Annotated in this window: 21 protein-coding genes; 7 read left to right on the top strand and 14 right to left on the bottom strand. The window is 73.7% G+C overall.

Translation table 11 applies throughout. From position 1 onward, the window contains the following. Nucleotides 1–112 precede the first annotated feature (112 nt). From CHC11_RS32960 to CHC11_RS32950, 3 genes are all read left to right on the top strand, one after another. Complete coding sequence (locus CHC11_RS32960; RefSeq protein WP_089315785.1) at nucleotides 113–1,060, top strand: DMT family transporter; 948 nt, start codon at nucleotides 113–115, stop codon at nucleotides 1,058–1,060. 17 nt (nucleotides 1,061–1,077) lie between these two features. After that, entirely contained in the window at nucleotides 1,078–1,833 is a 756-nt protein-coding gene (locus tag CHC11_RS32955) for a serine protease (protein WP_089315784.1), read from the top strand. Between the two features lie 68 nt (nucleotides 1,834–1,901). Beyond that, a complete protein-coding gene (locus CHC11_RS32950; RefSeq protein WP_089315783.1) occupies nucleotides 1,902–2,222 on the top strand; it encodes a GroES family chaperonin in 321 nt (106 codons plus the stop codon). A 171-nt stretch (nucleotides 2,223–2,393) separates the two neighbouring features. Here the strand turns inward: CHC11_RS32950 and CHC11_RS32945 are convergent, their stop codons facing one another. The 12 genes from CHC11_RS32945 to CHC11_RS32890 all read right to left on the bottom strand — a co-directional run bounded on the left by CHC11_RS32945 (nucleotide 2,394) and on the right by CHC11_RS32890 (nucleotide 14,726). Continuing rightward, on the bottom strand, nucleotides 2,394–2,999 hold the full coding sequence (locus tag CHC11_RS32945; protein WP_089315782.1) for a hypothetical protein: 606 nt from the start codon (nucleotides 2,997–2,999) through the stop codon (nucleotides 2,394–2,396). Beyond that, on the bottom strand, nucleotides 2,989–4,050 hold the full coding sequence (locus CHC11_RS32940) for a hypothetical protein (protein ID WP_089315781.1): 1,062 nt from the start codon (nucleotides 4,048–4,050) through the stop codon (nucleotides 2,989–2,991). Before CHC11_RS32940 ends, CHC11_RS32945 begins: the two co-directional genes overlap by 11 nt. Beyond that, complete coding sequence (locus CHC11_RS32935; RefSeq protein WP_089315780.1) at nucleotides 4,047–5,114, bottom strand: Gfo/Idh/MocA family protein; 1,068 nt, start codon at nucleotides 5,112–5,114, stop codon at nucleotides 4,047–4,049. Before CHC11_RS32935 ends, CHC11_RS32940 begins: the two co-directional genes overlap by 4 nt. A gap of 18 nt (nucleotides 5,115–5,132) precedes the next feature. Further along, on the bottom strand, nucleotides 5,133–6,419 hold the full coding sequence (locus tag CHC11_RS32930; RefSeq protein ID WP_089315779.1) for a DegT/DnrJ/EryC1/StrS family aminotransferase: 1,287 nt from the start codon (nucleotides 6,417–6,419) through the stop codon (nucleotides 5,133–5,135). Nucleotides 6,420–6,582: 163 nt separating this feature from the next. Beyond that, entirely contained in the window at nucleotides 6,583–7,947 is a 1,365-nt protein-coding gene (locus CHC11_RS32925) for a condensation domain-containing protein (RefSeq protein ID WP_089315778.1), read from the bottom strand. 112 nt (nucleotides 7,948–8,059) lie between these two features. Further along, nucleotides 8,060–9,457 carry an arylsulfotransferase family protein gene (locus CHC11_RS32920; protein WP_245920093.1) on the bottom strand — a complete coding sequence of 466 codons (1,398 nt, stop codon included), beginning with the start codon at nucleotides 9,455–9,457 and terminating at the stop codon, nucleotides 8,060–8,062. A 276-nt stretch (nucleotides 9,458–9,733) separates the two neighbouring features. Further along, the gene (locus CHC11_RS32915; RefSeq protein WP_089315776.1) at nucleotides 9,734–10,372 is read right to left on the bottom strand and encodes an O-methyltransferase; all 639 of its coding nucleotides are present in this window, start codon (nucleotides 10,370–10,372) and stop codon (nucleotides 9,734–9,736) included. Between the two features lie 32 nt (nucleotides 10,373–10,404). Continuing rightward, nucleotides 10,405–11,139 (bottom strand): thioesterase II family protein, encoded by a 735-nt coding sequence (locus CHC11_RS32910; protein WP_089315775.1) that lies wholly within the window; start codon nucleotides 11,137–11,139, stop codon nucleotides 10,405–10,407. Nucleotides 11,140–11,183: 44 nt separating this feature from the next. After that, nucleotides 11,184–11,834 carry a sulfotransferase family protein gene (locus tag CHC11_RS32905; RefSeq protein ID WP_089315774.1) on the bottom strand — a complete coding sequence of 217 codons (651 nt, stop codon included), beginning with the start codon at nucleotides 11,832–11,834 and terminating at the stop codon, nucleotides 11,184–11,186. Between the two features lie 78 nt (nucleotides 11,835–11,912). After that, nucleotides 11,913–12,953: a type III polyketide synthase gene (locus tag CHC11_RS32900; protein WP_089315773.1), complete on the bottom strand. Its 1,041-nt coding sequence runs from the start codon at nucleotides 12,951–12,953 to the stop codon at nucleotides 11,913–11,915. A 175-nt stretch (nucleotides 12,954–13,128) separates the two neighbouring features. Continuing rightward, nucleotides 13,129–13,785, bottom strand: coding sequence for a response regulator transcription factor (locus CHC11_RS32895; RefSeq protein WP_089315772.1), 657 nt, complete (start codon nucleotides 13,783–13,785; stop codon nucleotides 13,129–13,131). Nucleotides 13,786–13,862: 77 nt separating this feature from the next. Then, on the bottom strand, nucleotides 13,863–14,726 hold the full coding sequence (locus CHC11_RS32890) for an inositol monophosphatase family protein (protein WP_089315771.1): 864 nt from the start codon (nucleotides 14,724–14,726) through the stop codon (nucleotides 13,863–13,865). Between the two features lie 241 nt (nucleotides 14,727–14,967). Between CHC11_RS32890 and CHC11_RS32885 the strand changes: the two genes are divergently transcribed. From CHC11_RS32885 to CHC11_RS32870, 4 genes are all read left to right on the top strand, one after another. Beyond that, on the top strand, nucleotides 14,968–15,246 hold the full coding sequence (locus CHC11_RS32885; protein ID WP_089315770.1) for an acyl carrier protein: 279 nt from the start codon (nucleotides 14,968–14,970) through the stop codon (nucleotides 15,244–15,246). A gap of 183 nt (nucleotides 15,247–15,429) precedes the next feature. Beyond that, entirely contained in the window at nucleotides 15,430–16,374 is a 945-nt protein-coding gene (locus tag CHC11_RS32880; protein ID WP_179279125.1) for a DegT/DnrJ/EryC1/StrS family aminotransferase, read from the top strand. 1 nt (nucleotide 16,375) lies between these two features. Next, nucleotides 16,376–17,482 (top strand): inositol-3-phosphate synthase, encoded by a 1,107-nt coding sequence (locus CHC11_RS32875; protein ID WP_089315768.1) that lies wholly within the window; start codon nucleotides 16,376–16,378, stop codon nucleotides 17,480–17,482. 107 nt (nucleotides 17,483–17,589) lie between these two features. Further along, on the top strand, nucleotides 17,590–18,684 hold the full coding sequence (locus CHC11_RS32870; protein ID WP_143227410.1) for an acyltransferase domain-containing protein: 1,095 nt from the start codon (nucleotides 17,590–17,592) through the stop codon (nucleotides 18,682–18,684). A gap of 128 nt (nucleotides 18,685–18,812) precedes the next feature. Here the strand turns inward: CHC11_RS32870 and CHC11_RS32865 are convergent, their stop codons facing one another. Then, a complete protein-coding gene (locus CHC11_RS32865; RefSeq protein WP_089315766.1) occupies nucleotides 18,813–20,408 on the bottom strand; it encodes an HAL/PAL/TAL family ammonia-lyase in 1,596 nt (531 codons plus the stop codon). A gap of 202 nt (nucleotides 20,409–20,610) precedes the next feature. Further along, nucleotides 20,611–22,377 carry an AMP-binding protein gene (locus tag CHC11_RS32860; RefSeq protein WP_179279124.1) on the bottom strand — a complete coding sequence of 589 codons (1,767 nt, stop codon included), beginning with the start codon at nucleotides 22,375–22,377 and terminating at the stop codon, nucleotides 20,611–20,613. Nucleotides 22,378–22,454: the final 77 nt, after the last annotated feature.

Here is a 22,454-nt window from a genome sequence, read left to right as displayed (position 1 = left end):
GGGGTCACGGCCTTGTCACGGGCGGTGCGAGAGGGCAAGGTGGCAGGGCGAGTCGATTCGAGGGCGCGCCGGACGACTCTTCCCGTCCCCGTCCGCCGAAGGGTCTTTCCCGATGGGTCACGACCTGGGCTACGCCGCCCTCGCCCTGCTCGCCACCACCCTCTACTACATCGCCTTCCTCGTCTTCCGCGTCTCCGCGCGCCGCATGGAGCCGCTGCGGGGCAGCCGCCCGTTCCGCGTCGCCCGGCTCATGCTGACCGACCCCGTCTGGCTGGGCGGCGGTCTGCTGCTGTTCCTCGGCCTGGGCTACGAGGTCGTCGCGTTCTCCGCGATGCCGCTCGCCGTCGCGCAGCCCGTCTTCGCCCTCGGCCTGGTCCTCCTCGTCGCCTTCGCGGTGGGGATCCTCGGCGAGCGGCTGAGCCTGCGCGAGTGGGCGAGCGTCGCGCTGTTCGTCCTCGCCACCGGGCTGATCGGGCTGTCGGCCACGACCGAGGGCGAGCCGCGCGCCGACGCCACCCTCACCGGGACGCTCGCCCGGCCCTGGGCGATGCTCGCCGTGTGCGCCCCGGCGGTGGTCGTCGCGGCCCTGGTGTGGCTGGTCGGCGACCGCCGCGCGGGCGGGCGGCACGCCCGCAGGCTCGCCGGGGTCGCCTACGGGATCGGCGCCGGGGCCTGCGCCGGGCTGGCCGAGGCCGGCATCCGCGGCATCTCGCTCCTCTACCAGGACACCGGCAGCGCGCGGGCGGTCCTGGAGTCCCCCTACCCGTACCTGACGATCGGCCTCGCCGCGATCGCGCTCGGGCAGCTGCAGGTCGCGCTGCAGCGCTGCCGGATCGCGATCGTCGCGGTCGTGCTCACCGTCATCGGCCGGACGTACCTTGTCCTCAGCAGCACCGTCCTGTTCGGCGAGCAGTGGCCGCGCGACACCGGGCCGTTCGCGCTCCGGGCGGGCGGCTTCGCGCTCGCGCTGGCCGCGCTGGCGCTGTTCCCCCGCTACGAGGACCCGGCCGCCCGGACGCACCAGGCCGCCGCCGGGAAACGGGTGCGCGCCGTCCCTTGATCGCTTACAGTGCGGCCATGGCCCTGCTGTCCCGCCGGTCCCTCGGCCTCGCGCTGCTCGGAGCCTCCCTGGGGCTCGCCCCGCTCGCCGCCCCCGCCGACGCCGTCGTGGGCGGTGCCCCGGCGCCCGCCGCGCGGTACCCGTGGCTGGCCGCCGTGGGCTCGCCGATCTTCTTCGTCCGCCCGTCCGGGCAGTTCTGCGGCGGGGTGCTGGTGAAACCCGACCGGCTGCTCACCGCGGGGCACTGCGTGTCGATGTTCCGCTCGGTGCCCGGCGTCCTGACGGCCACCTTCGGCCGGGACGACCTGACGGGCCGCGGCGGGGAGACGGTCACGGTGAAGTCCGTACGCATGCACCCGAAGTACCACGAGACGTCCTTCAAGGACGAGACCGTCGGCCACCACGACCTCGCCGTCCTGACGCTCGCGCGCCGCGTGAACCGCCCGCAAGCGCCCCTCGGCACGCCCGGCTCCGCCCGCACGGCCGAGATCGCCGGGTGGGGCTTCACCTCCGAGAACGACCTGTTCAACACCCGTCTGCGGGCGGCCCGCGTGCCGCTTCCCGGCGACGCGGCGTGCCGGCGCGCCTACGGCGGCTCCTTCGACCCGTCCGACATGCTGTGCGCCGGGTCGGCGAAGGCCGACTCGTGCCAGTTCGACAGCGGCGGCCCGCTGATCGCGGGAGGGCGCGTGGCCGCGCTCGTCTCCTGGGGCTACGGCTGTGGCAAGCCCGGCTACCCCGGCGTCTACGCCAAGCTCACCTCCCTGCCCTGACCGGCCGCCGCACAGGCTCAGAGGCCGCCCGGAACGTTCCGGCCGCGCGGGCGGATAAACTCGCCGGCGTGCCCGAGCCGAAGTTCGAAGTCCAGATGCTGCACGACCGTGTCATGATCAAATCCGAGAAGGACAGCGGTGAGCGCCGCAGCACCGGCGGCATCGTCATCCCCGCGACGGTCGAGCAGCAGAACCGCCTGGTGTGGGGAGAGGTCTGCGGGGCCGGCCACCACGTGCGGATCGTCAAGCCCGGCGACCGCGTGCTGTTCCACCCCGGCGACCAGTTCGAGGTCGAGATCCAGGGCGAGAACTACCTGATCATGCGCGAACGCGACCTCCACGCCATAGCCAGTGAACGCCCCGAACACGGCACTGGTTTGTATCTATAGCCTTTGCTCCTTTTCCGGTCCTGGCGGCCCTCCGTCGTCGGGCACTGCCGGCGATCGCCGGCATCGCTCCGGCCCGCCTTGCGGCTCGCTTCGCGACCAGGTGCCCGCTCCGCTCGAACCTGCCTTCGGACGCGATCGCAAGCCTTCAGGTCGGTGTGGTCGTGCCGGCCTTCAGAGGAGGCTCTGCTCCTTCTGGGCTTGCTCGTAGCCGTGTGCGATCGCCGCGCGGAGCTCCTGCGCGTACAGCAGTTCCAGTTCCGGAGGAACGGCCGGGTGCGGCGACAGGAACGAGGGGACGAGCCGCTCGCGGTGGTCCGGCCAGGCCGGGCCCGGCCCGTGGCGGCGGGTGGAGGCCGGGAGCGTGCGTCCGCGGGCCCCGGCCGGGTCGGTGACCCAGCGCTCGGCCTCGTCCACCATCTCCAGCGCGGGGCCGAGACCGAGGGGCGCCGCTTCGAGCCAGGTCAGGCCCCGGGTTTCGAACTCGGCGCGCCGAAGGCCGGGCGCGTGCCCCACCGAGGTGATGATCGGTAGCAGCGCGCGGGCGGTGACCGTCTCGCAGGCGAGCATGCGCAGGACGGGGCCAGGCGGCGCGCCGTCACGGAAAGGGGGGCTCCAGTCCCTGCCGCGAGGACGCGCCCCGCAGGAGGGGCATGCCACGAGGCGCACGCGGACCGACGGCCCTTCCCTGCCGAACTCCACCCGGGGCGCGGCGCGCAGCGCGGCGCCGGCCTCCCGCCGGGCCATCTTCCCGACCAGGGCCGCGATGTCAGGACGCATGGGCGCGGCTCCGCTCCCGCATCCCCTGCCGCACCGCCGTCAGGGCCAGCCGGAGAGCGGCGTCCCGCAGCGCGCCGTGGTCCCGCCGAGAGAGACCCTGGTCGATCCACGACGCGATCGCCACGGGCGTCAGCGGCCCGCAGCCGGCCGCGGCGGGGGCGGACCTCCGGACGTCCAGGCCGAGGAGGTAGCACGCCGCCCACACCTCCGTCATCGCCGGGAGCCGCCGGGCGGGCAGCCCGGAGAGGTGGGGCGCGCCCGCATCCAGGACCTCCTCGGGATCCACCCCGGCCAGCGGGCAGGCGTCGTACCAGTACCAGGAGAACTGGTGCTCGACGGGGTCGCCGTGCATCAGCCGGATCGAGCAGACCGAGTCCTCCAGTGCGACGGTGAAGGTTCCCGGCGGCAGGTCGCCGCCGGCCGTCCGCTGGCCGGCCGGCCACCTCCGACCGGGTGTGAAGACGGTGGCGCGGAGCCCGTCATGGTGCCCTTCGACGAGCGACTCGGCATGCCCGTGGTCCATGAGGTGGGGCACCGTGGCCACGACCGGGATGCCTCGCTCCCGGCAGAAGACCACGACCATCTCGTCGTCGTCCTGGACCTCGTCCGGGATGCCGGCGAGATAATCGGCGAGGGCGTGCGCGTGCTCCACGGGCAGGACGAACCCCTGCGTGGGCGTCCACTCGTGAAGGGAGAGGGGCGCGTAGGCCGCTCCGGCGACGGCCGCCCGGCGTACCAGGTAGGAGTTGTGCGGGGTGTGCCACAGGCAGAACAGCGCGACTCCGTGCGAGGGACGCCGCCCGACCGCCTCGCGCATCTGGGCGGCGAACCCCGGGGCCGGCCGCACGTCGTCCTGCAGGACCAGGTGGTGCGTCGCGTCGCCGCCGATCGCCGCCCACGCGCGCTTGGCCGTGCGCAGCGGGCTCGGCCTGCCGTCCGGCTCCGGGTCGGGAACGACCGCGGGGACGAGCGGGGCGCAGGCCCGCACCAGCGAGGGGATGCGCTCGGCGCGGCGCGGATGGTGCATGATGGCCGCACTGATCTTGATCATCGGAGGTCCGGACCCTCCCGGCGGTCCTTCGCCGCCGCCCAGACGCGGTTCAGCGTCTCCACGTCGTGGGCGGCGTCCTCCGCCGGGCTCAGGCAGGGCCGCCCGTCGAGCAGCACATCGAAGAAGTGGTCGAGCTCCGCCTTGAACGGGCTGACGTAGGACCCGAGCGACGACTCGGTCACCAGCGCGTCGCCCCGCAGCCCCGTCGTGGTGAGCCGCGCCGGGACGTGCTTGAGGTAGATCGACGGGTACTCCAGGACATGCGTCCGTGACGCCGTCACCGCCCGGAACTCCTCGACGTAGCCGCCCGCGATGGTGTCGAGCGTCAGGACGCTCATGCCGACGTGGAGGTCGTCGCCGTTCCGCCAGGTGACCTCGACTCCGCGGCGGTCCAGGACCTCCGACGCGGTCAGGAGCTCCGGCCTGTTCACGCCCGTGAGCACGCGCAGGCAGTAGACCTCGTGGATCGCCAGGTTGAACAGCACCTCCCCGCGGAGGTACTCCCAGGACCCGCCCCACTGCGGGGCCGCCGCCGGCGGAGGGGTCCAGTCGAGCGGCCGGACGACGTCTAGGTGCGCCCGGTAGTAGTAGTCCATGGGAAGCGCGGCCTCGGCCCGCAGGTACACCGGCCCCGGCTCACCGCTCACCGCCTCCCGGAGCGCGTCGAACGCCGTGTCGAACAGGCGGCTGTAGCCGACCATGACGGTCCTGCCGAGCTCTTTCGCCCTCCGCGCGATCTCGTGGGCGTCGCGGGTCGAGTAGCACAGCGGCTTCTCGACGAAGACGTCCATCCCGGCGTCCAACGCGTCGTGGATGAGGGGCGCGTGGTCGCCGGAGGTGAGGACCACCAGCACGTCTGCCGGGGCGTTCTCCAGCATCTCGCGGTGGTCGGTGAAGGCGGCGGCGACGCCGAAGCGCTCGGCCACCCCCTTCAGCACGTGCGGGTCGCGCTCGCAGACCGCGCGGACGGTGCACACGTCGGAGCGTTCGAGCAGGAACGGCAGATGCATGATCTGCGCGATCTCGCCGCACCCGACGACGTCGACCGTGAGACGGCTTCGCATGATGGCACCCTTCTTTCGTCAGAGGCCGTGGACGGCGGAGACCTTCAGCAGCGCGTCGCGGATGTCGGCGAAGTCCTCGTAGTCGCCCAGCAGCAGGAAGTGCGGGATCGTGATGATCTGTCGCCGGGCCGCGAGGGACTCGGGAAGCGCGAAGTTCTTCGGGTCGATCCGTGCAAGCATCCCCGGGTCGTACTTCTGCGGCGATCCGAGCGGGTTGTAGAGCGCGCAGTCGTTCAGCGGGTCGTGCAGCGGCTCGCACGTGACGCCGAGCTCCTGGCCGAGTTCGTCCTGCATCGCGGCGACCTCGGCCGGATCGACGCCGGCGTCGACGCGCAAGCAGTAGCGGTAGTAGGTCCGCCTGGTGCAGCCGTCCGGAAGCGCGATGGGAGAGAACGCGCCGATCTCGGTCAGGGCGTCGTCGAGCAGGGCGGCGGTCCTGCGCCGCTGCTCGTTCTCCACGTCCATCTGCTTCAGGCGCCCCAGCAGCAGCGCGGCCTGAACCTCCGACATGCACAGGTTCCGCCCCTGGACGTCGCCCCGGTCCAGCAGGTTGGGCTCCCCCACGGCCGGGTTCTCGGAGTAGACCCTGCCGTCCGCGCGGTACTGCTCCATGAGGCCGGCGAGGGCCGCGTCGGCGGTGATGGACGCGCCGCCCTCGCCGCAGGTCAGCACCTTCGACTCCTGCATGCTGAAGGTCCCGACCGCGCCGATGGTGCCGACCGGCCTGCCCCGGTACTCGGCCCCGTGCGCCTGCGCGCAGTCCTCGACCAGCGCCAGGCCGTGCCGCCGCGACAGGTCCAGGAAGGCGTCCAGGTCGGCGGTGTTGCACGCGTAGTGGACGATGAGGATCGCCTCGGTCCGGGGGGTGAGCGCGGCGGCCGCGGCGGCCGGGGACATGCACAGCGTCTCCGGATCGATGTCCACCAGGACCGGCACGAGGCCGGCGCCCGCCACCGCCGAGGCGCACGCGACCCAGGTCAGCCCGGGAACGAGCACCTCCGCTCCGCGGCTCAGCCCGAGCGCCTCGAAGGCGATCGTCAGCGCGCTGGTCCCGCTGGTGGTCGGGATGCAGTGCGCCACGCCGTGGTACCCGGCGAACTCGCGGGCGAAGCGGCGCTCGTACAGCTCCTGGCCGTTGTGCATCTCGCTGATGGCCCATCGGCCGCTGCGGAGCGCGTCGAGGGCGATGCGCTCGGTCTCGGCGTCCAATCTCGGCCACGCCGGCCACGGGGCCGAGCGGACCGGCGGCCCGCCGTGGGCCGCGAGCTCCGGCCGCTTCGTCCGGCCGCGCAGGGCTTCGCTCATGCCTGATCGCCTCTCTCCCGGGTGTCACGGGCTACGGAAGGACGTGTCGGCCCGGTGGCCGATGCGTCCCTGCCACTCTGCGGGGAGGCGCGGGGGCTCCGATATCCGCTGTCGGTCGGCCGGGCGGGCGGACGAATGGGCGGCCGGATCGGGTGGGCCGGGCTCAGGGCCCGTTGCGGAGCCTGATCTCGTCGAGGGGCGGGCCGTCGTCGGCGACGAGCGCCGCCAGCAGCTCCTCGACGGCGAACAGGAAGGCGCGCAGGTCCGGCGACGGCACGTACGCCGTGTCCGTCAGCAGGTTCAGGGTGACGGCGGCGGGATCCTCGACCACCTCGACGGACTCGAAGAAGAACCTGACGCTGGCGCGGTCGAGCTGCTCCCCCCACTCGAACCTGGTCTCGACGGTCTCGTCCATGACCCCCTCGTACCGGCCCCCCGGTGCGCCCTTGCCGTTCCTCGTGGCCGTCCACATGTCGTTGAAGTAGACGTCCAGTTCGACGCCGGCCTCCGCCACGATGCCCGCCGCCAGGTCGGGGTCGTACTGCCCGTGGCGCATCGCGTTCAGCGCCGACGTCCGGGCGGCGCGGACCATGTCCCCGAACCGGTGGGCGCTCAGGTCGACGACCGCCGCGACCTCCTGGCTGACCGTGCCCACCGCGTTGCGCAGCTCCGGCCGGCCCCGGTTGCCCACGACCACGCGCACCAGGCAGCGGCGCTCACCGGTGTAGCGGCCGACGAGCGTCGCCACGGCGGCCAGCAGCACGTGCGAGGTGCTGACCCCGTAGCGGGCGGCGAGCAGGTCGAGCGCCCGCGGCACCGCCCGCGAGGTGAGGCCGCCGGTCCGGTAGCGCGGGGACTCCGGCGCGTGGCGCGCCACGGCGAAGCCCGCCTCGGGCGCGGCGGCGACGGCCCGGCGCCAGTACTCCAGTGACCTGTGCAGAGCCCTCTGCCCGGCGGCCGACCGCTCCCAGGCGGCCCTCTCGGCGGGTTGCAGCCCCGGCGGGGCGGCCGGGGCCCGGCCCTCCAGCCCGCGGACGAGCTCGTCGAAGAGCACCCGGCTGCCGGCGAGGTCGGCGGTCACATGCGGCATGCCGAGGACGACCAGCCGGGGTTCGCCGCCGCCCGTCCCGACGCACACGCGGAACGGCACGCCGCCGGCGAGGTCGTACGGCCGCGCCTGGGAGGCGGCCACCCACTCCCTGGCCGCCGACACCGGGTCGCCGTCCAGCTCCCGCACCTCGACGTCCAGCTCCCCCGCAGCCGCGACCCGCTGGACGAGCCGGCCGTCATCGGACGGGCGGAACCCCGTGCGGAGCGACTCGTACCGCTCGACCAGCTCGCCGACGACCCGCAGCAGCCGGTCCGTCGTGTGTCCGGACGGCAGGAAGCCGCCGCCCACGACGTTGCCGTGCGCCGGGTCGCCCGCCCACTCCATCTCGCGCCACATGTCGAGCTGTCCCCAGGTGCACGGATGCTCCCCGGCCCCAGCGCCGGCGAAGGGGATGGCATGGTGGCCGGGCCGCGTCATCTGCTCGTCTCCCAGGATCGTCTCGGAAGGGCCGGCGCGGGGCGGCTCGTGCCGAGCCCGAGCCGCTCCGCGACGGCCGCGGTCGCCGCACCGGAACCGGCCGAGCCCCGGCTCAGGCCCCGATCGGCTGCGCGGGCGAGGTCTCCATCACCTTCCCGTCGGCGTCGAGCGCCTCCACCCTGACCACCCGCGCCGGCACTCCTTCGGGCAGCGCGATGGCCGTGTCCAGGCCGTCCCACTCCACGGTGGCGACGGGGCGCAGGGCGTCCTCCGACAGGCCGGCGAGCAGCCGCCAGCGGTCCACCCCCGTGGCGCCGTTCCAGACGGCGTGCACGCGTTCGCCGTCGAACAGCGCCTCCGGCGGGGCGTCCGGGCGCCCCTCCCACTCCTGGCGGAACACCCGGTAGGTGGTCCAGCCCGGTCCGGAGGGCGTCTCGGCGTCGAAGAGCAGCTCGCCCTCCGGGGAGAACTCCGAGATCCGGCCCGCCCGCCCCCATCCCACCAGGGTGTTGCCGCCCGGCAGCTCCTGGGCGTTGCCCTCGGCGATCGAGGACAGGTGCTCGGGGTGGGTGATCTGCCGGACGTGGGTCGCGACGCCGGTCCCGGCGTCGGCGCGCACCCAGACCACGCGCGACTCGAACCCCTCGAAGAAGTCGTTCGCGCCGTTGTCGAAGATGCGGTAGACGTCGCCGCCGACCGGCTGCCCGTCGTGCTGCCAGTTGCACCGGACGCCCACGTCCAGCACGAACGTGCTGTGCCCGCTGCCGAGCTTCCAGATGACCTCGCCGGTCCGCCGGTCGATCTTGTACAGGGCGGAGGAGCTCCTGGCCGTGAGGACCAGGTCGCCGTCGGTGTCGATCCCGACGGCGTTCACGTGCAGGTGGTCGTAGGGCAGCTCGGGGCGCAGCTGCGCCGGCATGTTGCTCTCGTTGAGCGGGATGTGCTCCAGACCGCTCCAGTGGAACAGCACCTCGCCGGTCTCCACGTCGACCTCTTCGATCACGCTGTCCAGCGTCATGGCGTCCGCGGCCCCGCCGATGGAGGTCAGGTCGTACGGGACGACCTGGTAGCTGACCACGATCGCGGTGCCCTCCTCGGTCAGGATCGCCTCGTGCAGGTCGACCCCGTGCTCGCCGCCGGCCTCGACGGTGGCGATGACCCGGTAGCCGCGGTCGGCGATGTACACGGCGCCCTTGCCGACCCCGGTGTTCGTCGCGCTGCCCTGCCACCAGGTGATCACCGGTTCTCCCCGGTACTCCTGCACCCGGACGTTGGTGGCGTACTGCCCCTGGGGGATCGGGCGGAACCACACCAGGCGGCCCTGGTCGTCGACGAACTGCGGCCCGTGCGGCGCCTCCGGCTCCAGCATGGACTGCGGCGACAGGAACAGATATCCCGGCGCGACGCCTTCGCGCGCGAGCGTCACCTTGATCCGCGGAATCTCCGCGTAGGCGGGCAAAGCCGTCGTGTCGGGCCCGGATGCTGTGCCCACGGGACCGGACGTGATCACGTCACTCAATGGTCTCTCCTCGGATCTCAGGTCGGAAGCGGCGTGCGGCTCGGCCGAGCCGCCGCCCGGGTCCGCGGCTCCCGGTTTCGCGGCTCCCGGTTTCGCGGCTCCTCGGTTCACCAGGCTCGCCGCCCGCCGGCCGCCGGAGAATCCCTGAGCGGCCGCGCTTGTGCACTGCCCGGTCGGGCATGCCTGGGATGGTCGTGCCTCGGATGGTCGTGCCTCGGATGGTCGTGCCTCGGATGGTCGTGCCCGGAACGGCCGTACGCCGCGCGCTCAGCGCTTGCGGACGATCAGGGCTCCGTCGCCGGCGGGCAGGATGACCGCGTCGACGCGGTCGTCGTGCACGACGGCGTCGTTCAGCTCGCGTACGGCCTCGACGTCGGCCGCGTCGCAGGCGGGGTCGACCACGTGCCCGCCGCGCAGCGCGTCCCCGAGCAGGAGCAGGCCCCCGGGGCGCAGCCGGGCGAGGAGCTCCTCGTAGTAGAGGCGGTGGTTGGCCTTGTCGGCGCCGATGTAGCCGAAGTCGAGGACGGGGTCGGCGGGCAGCGCCCGCAGCGTCTCGATCGCCGGGGCGACGCGCAGGTCGATCCGGTCGGCGACCCCCGCCTTCTTCCAGTACTTCTCCGCGATGTCGGTCCACCTGCGGTCGATCTCGCAGGCGAGCAGGCGGCCGCCCGCCGGCATGCTCCGGACGATGCACAGCGAGGAGTACCCGGTGAACACGCCCACGCTGACGGCGTTCCGCGCGCCCGCCATACGGACGAGCATGCCGAGAAGCTCGCCCTCGTAGTGGGTGACGTGCATGTCGGGGGCGGTCGCCTCCGTCTCCGCGGCGAGTTCCTTGAGCACGTCGTCGGGGGGCGGGCAGTGGGCCAGCAGGTAGTCCCCGACGGCGGGGTCGATGATGTTCATGGCGTCCTTTCGGCTCGGCGGGACCGGTGCCGTCACGGCAGGCGGTCCCGGATGATCCGGGTGATCCGGTCCGTGCTGGCGTCCAGAAAGAAGTGGCCGCCGGTGAAGACGTGGGAGTCTCCGCCCGCGGCCCCGTGCGCCCGCCAGGCGAGCGCGTCGTCGATCGGGGTCATCGGGTCGTCCGAGCTCGCCAGCACGACGATCGGGCAGGGCAGCGGCGGACCCGGTACGTACCGGTAGGTGTCGATCGCCTGGTAGTCGGCGCGCAGCACGGGCAGCATCATCCGGGCGAACGCCCGGCTGCCCAGCAGCCGGGCGTTCGTGCCGCCGAGCCGCTCGACGTCGGCCAGGATCGCCTCGTCCGCCATCGGATGCGTGCACTGCGGCCTGCTGCGCGAGGGGGCCGACCGCCCGGAGGCGAACAGCACGGGGGGCGGCGCGTCCAGCCCGCGCGCCACCTCGAAGGCGACCATGGCGCCCATGCTGTGGCCGAAGAAGGCGGGGGGCGCGCCGAGGGCGGTGACCTCCGCGCGGATCAGGCCGGCCAGTTCCGCCAGGTCGGTGAGGGCCGGCTCGCGGCGGCGATCCTGCCTGCCGGGGTACTGGACGGCGATGACCTGGACCCGCGGGCTCAGCGACTGCGACAGCCGGTGGTAGCCGTTCGCCGAGCCGCCCGCGTGCGGGAAGCAGAGCAGCCGCGGCGCGTCCGGCTCGGCCGGGTGGAACCGCCGGAACCAGCCGGCGTCGCCCGTCCGGGATTCGGTCATCAGGTCACCTCGGTGGTCTCGCGGCCGCGGCCGTCCTCGACGGGTCAGGACGGCGCGGTCGTGGCGCCGGTGACGTGCTCGCGCAGCAGCGCGCCGAACTCGTCCTGGTCGTTGGACCGGGGGAAGGGCGCGTCCGGCACCGGGACCCCGAGGAACGCGCACAGCGGCTCCCAGCCCTGGGCGACCTCGAACACCAGCAGCCGGTCTCGATCGATCTCCCGGCGCACCGCCTCGTTGTGCTCGGTGAAGACGCGCATGGCGTGCTCGGCGTCGGTGAACCTCCCGCCGAACTGGCCGTCCCACACCACCTCGCGGGACATCGCGCGCATCTCGGCGAGCACCGGGGTGGGGGCGGGCGAGGCGTCCATCGCGGCGCGGTGGATGGTGGCGGCGGCGCTGTCGTACCAGCGCCGCGGGTCGCGCACGGTGAGGACGACCTTGGCCTTCGGGGACCAGGCGGCCAGCTCGCGCCAGAACCGGGCGCCCGGCCAGTCGACGCTCGACCGGTAGCCGCGGTAGACCTCGTCCCAGTCCGTGCGCCCCGGCTGGGCGGCGCGCCGCCAGCGCGGGATCTCCTCGGGGCGCTCCAGCAGCCCCAGCATGTGGTGGCACGGGCCGAAGCCGAGCGTCTCCAGCGCGGCCTTGAGCGAGAACGTGCCGGTGCGGCCGAACCCCGCACCGATGACTTCCAGCATGACGGCTTCCTCCGATAGGTGATGCTGTGCTTCGGGTGACGCTGTGCTTCGGGTGACGCTGTGCTCTGGGTGGCCGGATCAGGCGCCGCGCAGCAGGACGCTCCAGACCGTGGCGCCGGGACCGAACGCCATCACGACTCCGTGCTCCCCCGGCCCGAGGGGACGGGAGTCCTGCAGGCGTCCGAGGACGGCCAGGACGGCGGGCGCCGCGGTGTTCCCGTACTCGCGCATGACCGCGCGCGACTCGGCGACCGACTCCTCCGGAAGGTCCAGCTCCTCGGAGACCCGGTCGATGATGCGCCGGCCGCCCGGATGCGTCGCCCACCAGGCGACGTCCTCCCGCGTGAGGCCGTTGCGGGCCAGGAGCCCGTCGGTGGGGGCGGCGACTGCGGAAGCGGTGACGTCGGGCATGGTCGGGGCCAGCCGGATCCTCATTCCCCGGTCGCCGACGTGGACCTGGAGGTCGTCGGCGTACCTGGGGACGGACAGCAGCCGGGAATCGAGGACGTCCAGGCCCGGGGTCCCGTCCTCGCCCGGCCGCATCACCACGGCGGCGGCGCCGTCGCCGAAGAGGGTGAGCACGACCGCCTGCTCCTTGTCGTAGGGCGGAGGCTGGAGGTGCGGCGAGAACAGGTCGACGCACAGCGCCACCGCGGGCCTGCGGTGCACCTCGACCCAGTTCCGGCAGGTGACCAGCGTGGGGATCGCGGCGTAGCAGCCCATCGGGCCGAGCGACAGGAACTCGGTGTCCGGCCGCATGCCCGTCTCGTGCACGAGGGCGTCCAGGCCGGGGGCGGAGTGCACCGTGGTGGACGTCGTGATCAGCAGGCCGACCTCGTCCGGGCGCAGCCCGGCGCGCTCCAGCGCCTGCCCGATCGCCTCCCGTCCGAGGGCGCGCGCCTCGGTCAGGCTGCGCTCCATCCGGCGGGCGGTGGTCCAGCTCCGCGGGTCCTCGTCGATCGGGTTCACCGCCATGCCCTTGGTCTCGATGGCGGAGTTGCGCACGACCTCGGCGACCGCGCCGCCGCCCGGGTCGTCCCGCAGGAACGAGGCCAGCTCCTCCATCTTGAGCTGGGGAGGCGAGGCGAAGGTGGTGTCGGTGATCCTGGCTGGCGGCATCGCGAACGGCCTTCCTGGTCCAGCGGGCATCGGGCGCGCGGGGGGTGCCCTCGATCGGGCCGGGCGGTCTCCCGGACCGGCTCAGGTCATGCTCGGCCCGGGAGAGCGGGACGCGTAAGGCACCGATGGACGCGCGACCAGCCGGATGGATGTGCATGTCCGGATGGTCAGGCCGCTATGCCGCCGGGATCATCCCCTGCCTGATGGCGATCACCACGGCGGCGGTCCGGTTCGGCGCGCCGAGCTTGAGCATGACGCTCGTGACCAGCCGCTTGGCCCCGTGGTCGGAGATCGACAGCCGGCGGGCGATCTGCTTGTTGCTCAGCCCCTCGGCCAGCAGCGCGAGGGTCTCGTTCTCGCGCGGGGTCAGCACCGCCGGCCGCACCGAACCGGACGGCACGGGCGAGCCGGCGCGGGCCAGCAGTTCCCGGCCCACCCGGGCGGGCATCGGCATCTCGCCGAGCATCATCCTGTTCAGCGCCTCGCCGAGGTCCGGCGCGGTCACGTCCTGCTGGATCACGAACCCGTCGGCGACGGCCGCGCCGCCGAAGGAGGAACCGGATGCCTCCATCTCGTCGAGCAGCATCAGGACCTTCGTCCGCGGCAGCGCGGCCGTGAGCTCGGAGGCCGCCGCGCCCTCCGCGCTCGTCACCACGAGCACGTCGACGTCTCCCCCGGCGACGGCGGACTCCGCCGCGCGCAGGGTCGTGCAGTGCCTGACCGAGCCGACGCTCGGCAACAGGTCCAGCACGGCCTCCAGGCCGCGCCCGACCACCACGTTGTCCACATAGATCACGACGTTCAGGCAGGCGGTCGCTATGTTCTCGGTCATGCTCACGCTCTCTCCCTCATGGCGGATCGTGCGCCCGTTAGTGCGGGCCATCAGCCATCAAAGGCGACGGCCATCGTTCAGGCCAGAGAGTTGTCGTCTTCCAGCCACCCTCGCAGGAACGGGAACCGTTCCAGCGCGGCGACCACCTCCGCGCCGAGTCCGTCCAGACCCGGCCGCCACGCGGCGAACGCGCCGGGGCGGCGGACGGACGGCTCGGCGGGCACCGCGGCGAACGTGCCGCCGGAGGCGGTGACCAGCACCCGGCCCGCCGCGCAGTCCCAGGCGAACGCGTCGGGCGTGACGGCCATGTCCGCCCGGCCGGTGGCGACGTAGGCGAGGGCGAGCGCCGCGGAACCGATCCGCCGTACGTCGGCGGCGGCGACCAGCTCGGCGAACAGGGCCAGCTCGGCGGGATCGGGAGCGGTGCCGGCGCGGGGCAGGTCGGTCAGCACCATCGGCACCGCCCGCGCCGGCCCCGGCGGTACCGGACGGCCGCCGCGCAGCAGCCGGCCGCCCGCGGCGGTGTAGGTCTCGTCCACCGCGGGCTCGTAGACGCACCCGCCGACCGGCTCCCCGCGCAGGGTGACGCCGATGGACACGCAGAACAGCGGCAGGCCCCGCGAGAAGTTGTGCGTGCCGTCGATCGGGTCGACGTACCAGCGCACTTCCCTTCCGGGGCCGTCTCCGGCCCCGCCGGTCCCGCCCTCCTCTCCCACGACGACCGAGCCGGGGCAGGCCCCGGTCAGCTCCATCCTGATCATCGCCTCCGCCGCGGCGTCCGCCTCGGTGACCACGTCGTGCGCGTGGGTGCCCGCCTTGGCGCGCGCGGCCGTCATCGTGCCGGAGGCCTCCAGCAGTGCCCGGCCGGCCCGCCGCGCGACCCTCGCCGCCGCCCCGACCAGGGCCTCCACATCGTCCCCGCGAATTCCTTCGATATCCATTCGCGCACATTATTCGGCCGCGGAAAAATTCGGCCGCCCATTCGGGCATGCCGGTTCGAGCGGTGAAAGTGATTTCCCGCGCCGGAGGCGGGACGCGGCGAAGTCCCGTTTCTCAGGGTATGCCCATCCAGGCAGTGCACAAGCGCGGCTGGTCAGGGGTGACGCCGCCCTGGAAATGGTGGCGACAATCGCCGGGAATCGGCTCTCAGACGAGACGAGACGAGCGAGGCAAGGAGACCCCATGACGGGCTCGACCCTGACGACATCCACCGCCGAGCTGCGGACGTGGCTCATCCAGCGGATCGCCGAGTACCTGGAGAAGGACCCGACCGAGATCGACGCCGAGGCCACCTTCGAGGCGCAGGGACTGGACTCGATGGCCGCGCTGACGCTCTGCGACGACATCGAGGACCAGATGGGCCTCGTCGTGGAGCCCACTCTGGCCTGGGACCACCCCACGATCGACAAGCTCGCGGACTTCCTCATCAGGACCGCCGCCGAGACCGAGGCGTCCCGGTGACCACGGGCTCCTCCGGCGGAGGCGCCGGGTGATGGACCTCCGGCAGCGGCGCTGGCCTCCCGAACCCGCCGAGGAGGAGCTGAAGCTCCTCGCCGAGGTGGCGCGCTCGCGGATCTGGACGGACGGGCCGTGGACCGCCGAGGTCGAGCGCCGCGTGCGGCGGCTGACCGGCGCCCCCACGCGGTGGCGTTCAACAGCTGCACCTCGGCGCTGCACGCCGCGCTCCACGCGATGGGCTGCGTGCGCGGCACCCGCGTGGCGGTCCCGGCACTGACGTTCGCCGGGACCGTCACCGGGGCCGCGCACATCGGCGCGGAGCTGGTGTTCACCGACGTCCATCCCGGAACCCTCAACGTCACCGGCCGCCTGCCCGAGGCCGACATCGTCCTCGCCGTCGACCTGCACGGGGTCCCTCACGGGCTGGACCGCGTCCGCGCGGCCGGGCGTCCCGTGCTGACCGACGCGTGCCAGTCGATCGGGACCGTCCTGGACGGCCGGCACGTCGGCGCGGCCGGGACGCACGCCTGGTCGTTCTCCTCCGCCAAGCTGATCGCCGCGCCGGACGGCGGCGCCGTCACCACCGGCGACGCCGGGATCGCGCAGCGGCTCAGGGAGCTGAGGGACTACGGCGTCCCGGCCGGGGAGTCGCGCTCGAACGCGGCCGTGGTGCGGGCCGGCGGGCACAACTGGCGCCCGTCCGAGCTCAGCATGGCCATGGTGGCGCACCGGCTGGACGGCCTGGACCGGTGGACGGCGCGGGCCCGCGCCGTCACCGCCCGCGTGCACGAGGCCCTGGACCGGCTGGGCCTGTGGCGGCAGTCGGCCGGGGAGGCGGCGAGGCCCGCCTGGCACAAGATCCGCTTCGGGGCCCCCGGATGGCCCCCGGAGGAGGCGGCCCGGATGGAGCGGGCCCTCGCGCGGGCGGGCGTACCCACGCACCGCTGGGGCCTGGTCCCGCTGAACCGGCACCCGGCCTTCGGAGGGTCCGCGGGGGCGGGGCCGCCGGTGGCGGAGGCCGCGGCGGCGGGCACCCTGTGCCTCGGCACCGAGGCCGCGCCGCCGATGACGTGGAACGACGATGAGGTAGAGCGGGTCTGCCGCATCCTGGAAACGATCATAGGGAGCTGAAATGGATACTCCTCGCGTTCGGGTCGGCATCATCGGTGTCGGGAACTGCGCCCGCGCCCTGCTGGAGGGCACGGCCTACTACCGCTCCACGCCCGGCGTCACCGCCGGCCTGATGTTCCCCGAGGTCGGCCCGTACGGCCCCGGCGCCCTGGAGCCCGTCGCCGCGTGGGACGTCGACGTCGAGAAGGTCGGCAAGGACCTGTGGGCGGCCCGCGCGGCCGGGCAGAACCTGCCCGTCGGCATCGGCGGCGACCTGCTGCCCGTCGGCGCCGACGTGCGCGTGCTGCGCGCCCCGACGCTGGACGGCGCAGGCGCCAGGTACCGGGAGCGGATCACCGTGGCCGACGACTCTCCCGACGACCGCGCCGAGATCGTCGCGCAGGTCCGGGCGGCCAGGGTCGACGTCCTGCTCAACTACCTGCCCGTGGGCTCGCAGGAGGCGACCGAGTGGTGGGCCGGTGTCGCGCTGGAGGCGGGCGTCGCGTTCGTCAACAACGTGCCGGTGTTCATCGCGCGTCGGGACCAGTGGCGCGAGCGCTTCCGCGCGGCGGGCCTGCCCCTCATCGGCGACGACATCAAGTCGCAGCTCGGCGCCACCTACCTCCACCGGGTGCTGGTGCGGGCGTTCTCGGACCGGGGCATCACCCTGGACCGGACATACCAGCTGAACGTCGGCGGCAACATGGACTTCTACAACATGCTGGAGCGCGACCGCCTCGCCTCCAAGCGCGAGTCCAAGACCTCGGCGGTCACCGACGCCTACGACGGCGAGCTCGGCGAGGACGACGTCCACATCGGGCCGTCGGACTACGTGAGGTTCCTCGGCGACACCAAGAAGGCGTTCATCCGCTGCGAGGGCCGCGGCTTCGGCGGCGCGCCGATCGAGATGGAGATCCAGCTCACCGTCCCGGACTCGCCGAACTCGGCGGGGGTCGTCATCGACGCGGCCCGGATCGCCAAGCTGGCCATGGACCGCGGCGACACCACCGTCGACGAGTGGGTGTCGGCGTGGCTGTTCAAGGCGCCGCCGCGCGCGGTCGCCCAGGAGTCCGACCAGGTCGCCCGCCAGCGCCTCGTCCGCTGGATCGCCGGTGAGACCGGCCGGTGACGGCACGGTGACGACCGGGCCGGGCCGGGCCGCGCGAGCGGCCCGGCCCTTCCCGTCCCCGGGCCGGGGACGGGTCCGAGCAGGGTGACGCGAGAAGGGTGACGCTGATGGACAGGACCACCACGATCACCGCCGACCTGGACGGACCGCCGCGGCTGGTGTTCGTCTTCCCCGGCCAGGGCGCCCAGTGGGTGGGCATGGGCCGCGGGCTGCTGGAGTCGAGCCCGGTGTTCGCCGGCGCGCTGGAGGAGTGCGCCGCCGCCGTGCAGGCGGAGCTGGGCTGGTCGCCGCGGCGGCGGCTGGAGAGCGACGAGCCGCTGTCGGCGGTGTCGGAGATCCAGCCGACGCTCTGGGCGTTCCAGGTGGCGCTCGCCGCGGTCTGGCTGGACTGGGGTGTCGAGCCGGACCTCATCATCGGGCACAGCATGGGCGAGATCGCCGCCGCCACCGCCGCCGGCGCCCTCTCCGTCCGGGACGCCGCCGCGGTCGTCTGCCGCCGCGGCGCCCTGCTGCGGGAGCTCGGCGCGGCGGGCGCGATGTGGGCGGTGGGCATCGGGGAGAAGGAGGCCGAGGAGGCGATCGGGGAGCACGCGGACCTCGTCTGCGCCGGGGTGCTCAACAGCGACCGTTTCACCGTCCTGTCGGGCGACCCGGAGGCCATCGCGCGGATCGTCGGGCCGCTGCGGGAGCGCGGCGTGTTCTGCCGCCGCGTGGCGGTCGGGTACGCCTCGCACGGGCCGCAGGTCGAGCCGATCCGCGACGGCCTGCGCGAGGCGCTCGCCGGGGTGCGGGCGCAGGCGCCCGCGATCCCGCTGCACTCGACGGTCTGGGACCGCCCGGTCGCGGGGCCGGAGCTGGACGGCGGGTACTGGATGGAGAACGTGCGGCGCCCCGTGCGGTTCGCGCCCGCGGTCCGGTCCGTGCTGTCGGGCGGCGAGCCGGTGCTGTTCGTCGAGATCAGCCCGCACCCGCTGCTGGTCTCGGCGGTGGGCGACGCCATCGAGGCCACGGGCGCGGCGGCCGGGACCGTGGCGTCCCTGGTGCGCCGGCAGCCCGAGATGGAGACCCTGCTGGCGGCGCTCGGCGCCGTCTACGCCGCTGGCCGCACGCCCGACTGGTCGCGGGTGCGGGCGGCCGGGCGGCGCGTCCCGCTGCCCGCCCAGCGCTGGCAGCGCCGCCGGTTCTGGGTGGACCTCGGCTGACCCCGCCCCGCCGTGGGACCTCGCGTCGGCGAGCGGCCCCCGGCCTCCTCCCGTGGATCCGGGAGGAGGCCGGGGGCCGCTCTGGTTCCCGCGTTCGCCGGGCGCGCCCCTTCGGGGCGACGGCCGGTTCAGCCGAGGGCGGCCACGCCCCTCCCGCTCTCGCTGAGGGTCCGGCGGAGCTCTCCGGAGCGGATGGCGTTCCGGACCCGTCCGATGTCCTCCTGGAGGGGCCGGTCGCCGTCCAGGAACGGCGTCAATTTGCGGACCAGGGTGTGGGCGGCGGCGGTCGCGGAGCTCAGGTGCTCCAGCCCCCGCAGGTCGGCGGCCTGGCACAGGGCGATCAGGTGGATCGCGGCGACCTCCTGCGCCAGCTCCACGACCGACCGCGCGTCCCGCGCGGCGATCGTGCCCATGCTCACCTTGTCCTGGTTGTGGGCCTCGGTGGAACGGGAGAAGGACGTCGCGGGCATCGTCCACCGCTGCGCCTCCGCCACCAGCGACGACGCGCTGATCTGCATGCCCTTGAAGCCGTGGTGCAGGCCCGCGTCCCAGCTCCCGGCCTCGTAGCGGGGGATGAGGTTGGGCGTCAGGCCGTTGTTGAACTTCTCGTCGACGACCAGCTCCAGCTGGCGGTCGAGCAGGTCGGCGACGCTGGCCACCGCGATCTTCAGCGAGTCCATCGTCTGGCCGACGTGCCCGCCGTAGAAGTTGCCGCCGTTGAGGACCGTCCCGTCGGGATGGAACAGCGGGTTGTCGTTGGAGGAGTTGACCTCGATCTCCAGCATCTGCTCGGCCCAGATGAGGGTGTCGCGCAGCGCGCCCACCACGTGCGGTGCGCAGCGGACCGAGTAGCGGTCCTGGATGGGGCGTTCGAGCTGGCGGAAGCCGTCGCCCGTCCACGCCTCGTCCGCCCCCGGACCGCCGCCGTGCCCCCCGCCGGCCAGCAGCCCCCGGATGGTGCGGGCGCTCGCGAGGACGCCCTCGTGCGGCTTCTGCTGGAAAAGGAAGTCGTCGAAGTGCGCCGGGTTGCCGAGCAGCACCTGGCTCGCCATGGCCGTGCACAACTCGGCCGCGTAGGCCAGTTCGCCGGCGTCGTGGGCGGCCAGCACGGCGAACGCCGACATGAACGAGGTGCCGTTGACCAGCGCCAGCCCCTCCTTGGCCTCCAGCGCGACCGGGCTCAGCCCGGCGCCCGCGAGGGCGGCGGCGGCCGGGCGCCGCTCGCCGCCGTCCAGGACGTCGCCCTCACCGGTCAGCATCCGGCCCACATAGCTGAGCGGGACGAGGTCGCCGCTGGCGCCGACCGACCCGCGCTCTGGGATGAGGGGCAAGATGTCGTGGTTGAGGCAGTCCAGCAGCAGTTCGACGACCCGCGGCCGTATCGCCGAGTAGCCCCGGGCGAGGCAGTTGGCACGGACCAGCAGCGTCGCGCGCAGGACGTCCGGCTCGGCCGCCGCCCCGGTCCCGCAGTTCAGGAAGCGCAGCAGGTTCTCCTGCAGCGCCGCGGCCTTGTCCCCGTGGATCTGCCGGGTGTTGCTGTCCCCGAAACCCGCGGTCACCCCGTAGATCGGCACTCCCGCGGCGATGAGATCGGCCTTGGCCCTCGTGGTGGCCTCCATCCGGGACACGGCCTCGGGGGCCAGCGCGACGCGCGGGCGGCGCGGCGCCCTGGCGACCGTGACGGTCTCCGCCAGGGTCAGCCGATGACCGTCGAGCGGCAGCATCGGCGGTTCAAACGATCCAGGTGATCCAGGTGATGAGGAAAACGCCGCGGAGAGCTTGTCGGCCATGTGCGAACTCCATTCTCGTTCAGGCGTCCGGTAACGAAAGTCTGGGCACGGCCTCCGTTACCGGTTAATCCCTATGCCGCCGCGCTCACGCGCTGCCTTTATGGGCATGCCTGGCCTTTGTGGGGGGATGCCCGGCTCAGTCGGCATGGTCGGCGGGCAGGATCACCTCGGGCGGCGGCGGGTCGCGGTAGAGCAGATCGACCTGGGCGGAGCGGTTGCGGAGCACCTCCAGCTGGCTCACCGACCCCTTGTCGGTCAGCTCCCCGGCGTCGCGGTCCGGCGGGTCGGCGAGCAGCAGCAGCCGCTCGATCCGCCGGGAGGACCGCTGCCCGGCGTTGAACCTGGCCAGCGTCTCGGCCAGGGCCCGGCGCACCGCCGCGGGGTCGCCGGCGCGGCGCGGCCAGGCGAGCGCGCCCGCGTGCGCCCGCCCCGAACCGGTGATCACGACCTCGCCGAGCTGGTCGGCGGACGCGAGCAGCGCCGCCCGCAGCGCCCCGACCCGCACCCACGTCCCGGTGGTCAGCTTGAAGTCCTCGGTGATGCGGCCCTGGAACACCAGGCCGCGGTCCGGGTCGTTCTCGTCGGCGGGCGCGCCGGCGTCGCCCGTCCGGTAGAAGCCCTCCTCGTCGAACGCCTCGGCGGTGCGGTCAGGATCGTCCAGGTAGCCGGACATCACCGTGGGCCCGGCGGCCCGCATCTCCAGCCGCCCGTCGACCGGGGCCAGCTTGAGCCGGATCCCCGGCAGCGGCACGCCGATCGCGCCCGGCACGCCGGTGTCCAGATGGGCGGAGGTCACGGCCGACGCGGTCTCGGTCAGGCCCCACGAGGAGGTGAAGCGGACCTTCCCGGGCGAGAACCGCTCCGCCAGCCTCAGCATCCGCTCCCGCAGCTCGGCGGGCAGCGGGGCGCCCGCGCTGAACAGCAGGCCCAGCCGGGCGAAGAAGGTCTTGGCGAGCCCCGAGTCGCACTCCAGCGCCTCGGCCAGCAGCGCGAAGCCCGCGGGCACGTTGAAGTAGACGTTCGGCGAGAACTCGGTGAGGTTGCGCAGGCTCCGCGGCAGGAGCTCGGGGGTCGGCCCGCCGTCGTCGATGGCGAGGGTGCCGCCGTGCGTCAGGACCATGTGCAGGTTGTGGTTGCCGCCGAAGGTGTGGCTCCACGGCAGCCAGTCGACGAGGGTCAGCCGGGTCTCGGCCAGGAACGGCCAGACCTGCCGCATCATCTGCTGGACGGCGCACAGCATCCGGTGGGTGTTGGGGACGGCCTTCGGGCGCCCGGTCGAGCCGCTCGTGAAGAAGATCTTGGCGACGGAGTCCGGGGCGACCGCGGCCCGGGCCGCGGCGAGCCGCTCCCCCGGCGCGGTGCGCAGCAGCTCGTCGAGGGGCTCCCCGCCGCCCTCCCGGCCGACGAGGGTGCGCGGCGCCAGCCCGGCCAGCGCCGCCAGCGCCGCGCCGTACTCCCGGCCGTCCTCGGCGTAGACGGCGCCGGGCCGGGCGATGCCGGCGACCGTGCGCAGCCGCTCGTGGCCGCCGCTCAGCGAGTACGCGGTGCTGAGCGAGACCACCGGGATCCCGGCGAGGTATCCGGCGAGCGTGAGCCGCAGGTGCCGCAGGGAGTTGCCCGACAGCACCATGAGCGGGCGGTCCGGGGCGAGGCCGCGCTCCAGCAGGGCCTCCCCGAGCGCCTCGGCGTCCGCCAGGGCCGCGCCGTAGGTGAGCTCGTCCCATCCGCCGCTGCGCCGCTCGGCGGCGAGGACGGCGCCCGGCCGCTCCGCCGCCCACCGGTGCAGCGGGCGCGCGAGGTCGGCGTCGTAGGGCTCCAGCGGCACCTGCGAGGACAGCAGCACCGTCCCGTCGGGGCGCCGGGCGGCACTGATCCTCGGCTCCGCGAACACCCGCCCACTCATATTCACCATGCGACTCGAATCCCATTCATCAAAGGCACTACCGGCCGGGACGACTTCGCCCCCGCACACTAGACGCG

Source organism: Actinomadura mexicana (assembly GCF_900188105.1).
GTDB classification, from domain to species: Bacteria; Actinomycetota; Actinomycetes; order Streptosporangiales; family Streptosporangiaceae; genus Spirillospora; species Spirillospora mexicana.
This window is presented reverse-complemented; position numbering and strand designations above follow the sequence as displayed.

Excerpts from the sequence above, each read along its gene's own strand:
- CHC11_RS32870 (WP_143227410.1), top strand. The coding sequence starts at position 17,590 with ATGGACAGGACCACCACGATCACCGCCGACCTGGACGGACCGCCGCGG.
- CHC11_RS32900 (WP_089315773.1), bottom strand. The coding sequence starts at position 12,953 with ATGCCGCCAGCCAGGATCACCGACACCACCTTCGCCTCGCCTCCCCAG.
- CHC11_RS32875 (WP_089315768.1), top strand. The coding sequence starts at position 16,376 with ATGGATACTCCTCGCGTTCGGGTCGGCATCATCGGTGTCGGGAACTGC.
- CHC11_RS32935 (WP_089315780.1), bottom strand. The coding sequence starts at position 5,114 with ATGCGAAGCCGTCTCACGGTCGACGTCGTCGGGTGCGGCGAGATCGCG.
- CHC11_RS32910 (WP_089315775.1), bottom strand. The coding sequence starts at position 11,139 with ATGACCGAATCCCGGACGGGCGACGCCGGCTGGTTCCGGCGGTTCCAC.
- CHC11_RS32860 (WP_179279124.1), bottom strand. The coding sequence starts at position 22,377 with ATGAGTGGGCGGGTGTTCGCGGAGCCGAGGATCAGTGCCGCCCGGCGC.
- CHC11_RS32945 (WP_089315782.1), bottom strand. The coding sequence starts at position 2,999 with ATGCGTCCTGACATCGCGGCCCTGGTCGGGAAGATGGCCCGGCGGGAG.
- CHC11_RS32865 (WP_089315766.1), bottom strand. The coding sequence starts at position 20,408 with ATGCTGCCGCTCGACGGTCATCGGCTGACCCTGGCGGAGACCGTCACG.
- CHC11_RS32925 (WP_089315778.1), bottom strand. The coding sequence starts at position 7,947 with ATGACGCGGCCCGGCCACCATGCCATCCCCTTCGCCGGCGCTGGGGCC.
- CHC11_RS32915 (WP_089315776.1), bottom strand. The coding sequence starts at position 10,372 with ATGAACATCATCGACCCCGCCGTCGGGGACTACCTGCTGGCCCACTGC.
- CHC11_RS32960 (WP_089315785.1), top strand. The coding sequence starts at position 113 with ATGGGTCACGACCTGGGCTACGCCGCCCTCGCCCTGCTCGCCACCACC.
- CHC11_RS32955 (WP_089315784.1), top strand. The coding sequence starts at position 1,078 with ATGGCCCTGCTGTCCCGCCGGTCCCTCGGCCTCGCGCTGCTCGGAGCC.
- CHC11_RS32890 (WP_089315771.1), bottom strand. The coding sequence starts at position 14,726 with ATGGATATCGAAGGAATTCGCGGGGACGATGTGGAGGCCCTGGTCGGG.
- CHC11_RS32930 (WP_089315779.1), bottom strand. The coding sequence starts at position 6,419 with ATGAGCGAAGCCCTGCGCGGCCGGACGAAGCGGCCGGAGCTCGCGGCC.
- CHC11_RS32905 (WP_089315774.1), bottom strand. The coding sequence starts at position 11,834 with ATGCTGGAAGTCATCGGTGCGGGGTTCGGCCGCACCGGCACGTTCTCG.
- CHC11_RS32885 (WP_089315770.1), top strand. The coding sequence starts at position 14,968 with ATGACGGGCTCGACCCTGACGACATCCACCGCCGAGCTGCGGACGTGG.
- CHC11_RS32940 (WP_089315781.1), bottom strand. The coding sequence starts at position 4,050 with ATGATCAAGATCAGTGCGGCCATCATGCACCATCCGCGCCGCGCCGAG.
- CHC11_RS32895 (WP_089315772.1), bottom strand. The coding sequence starts at position 13,785 with ATGACCGAGAACATAGCGACCGCCTGCCTGAACGTCGTGATCTATGTG.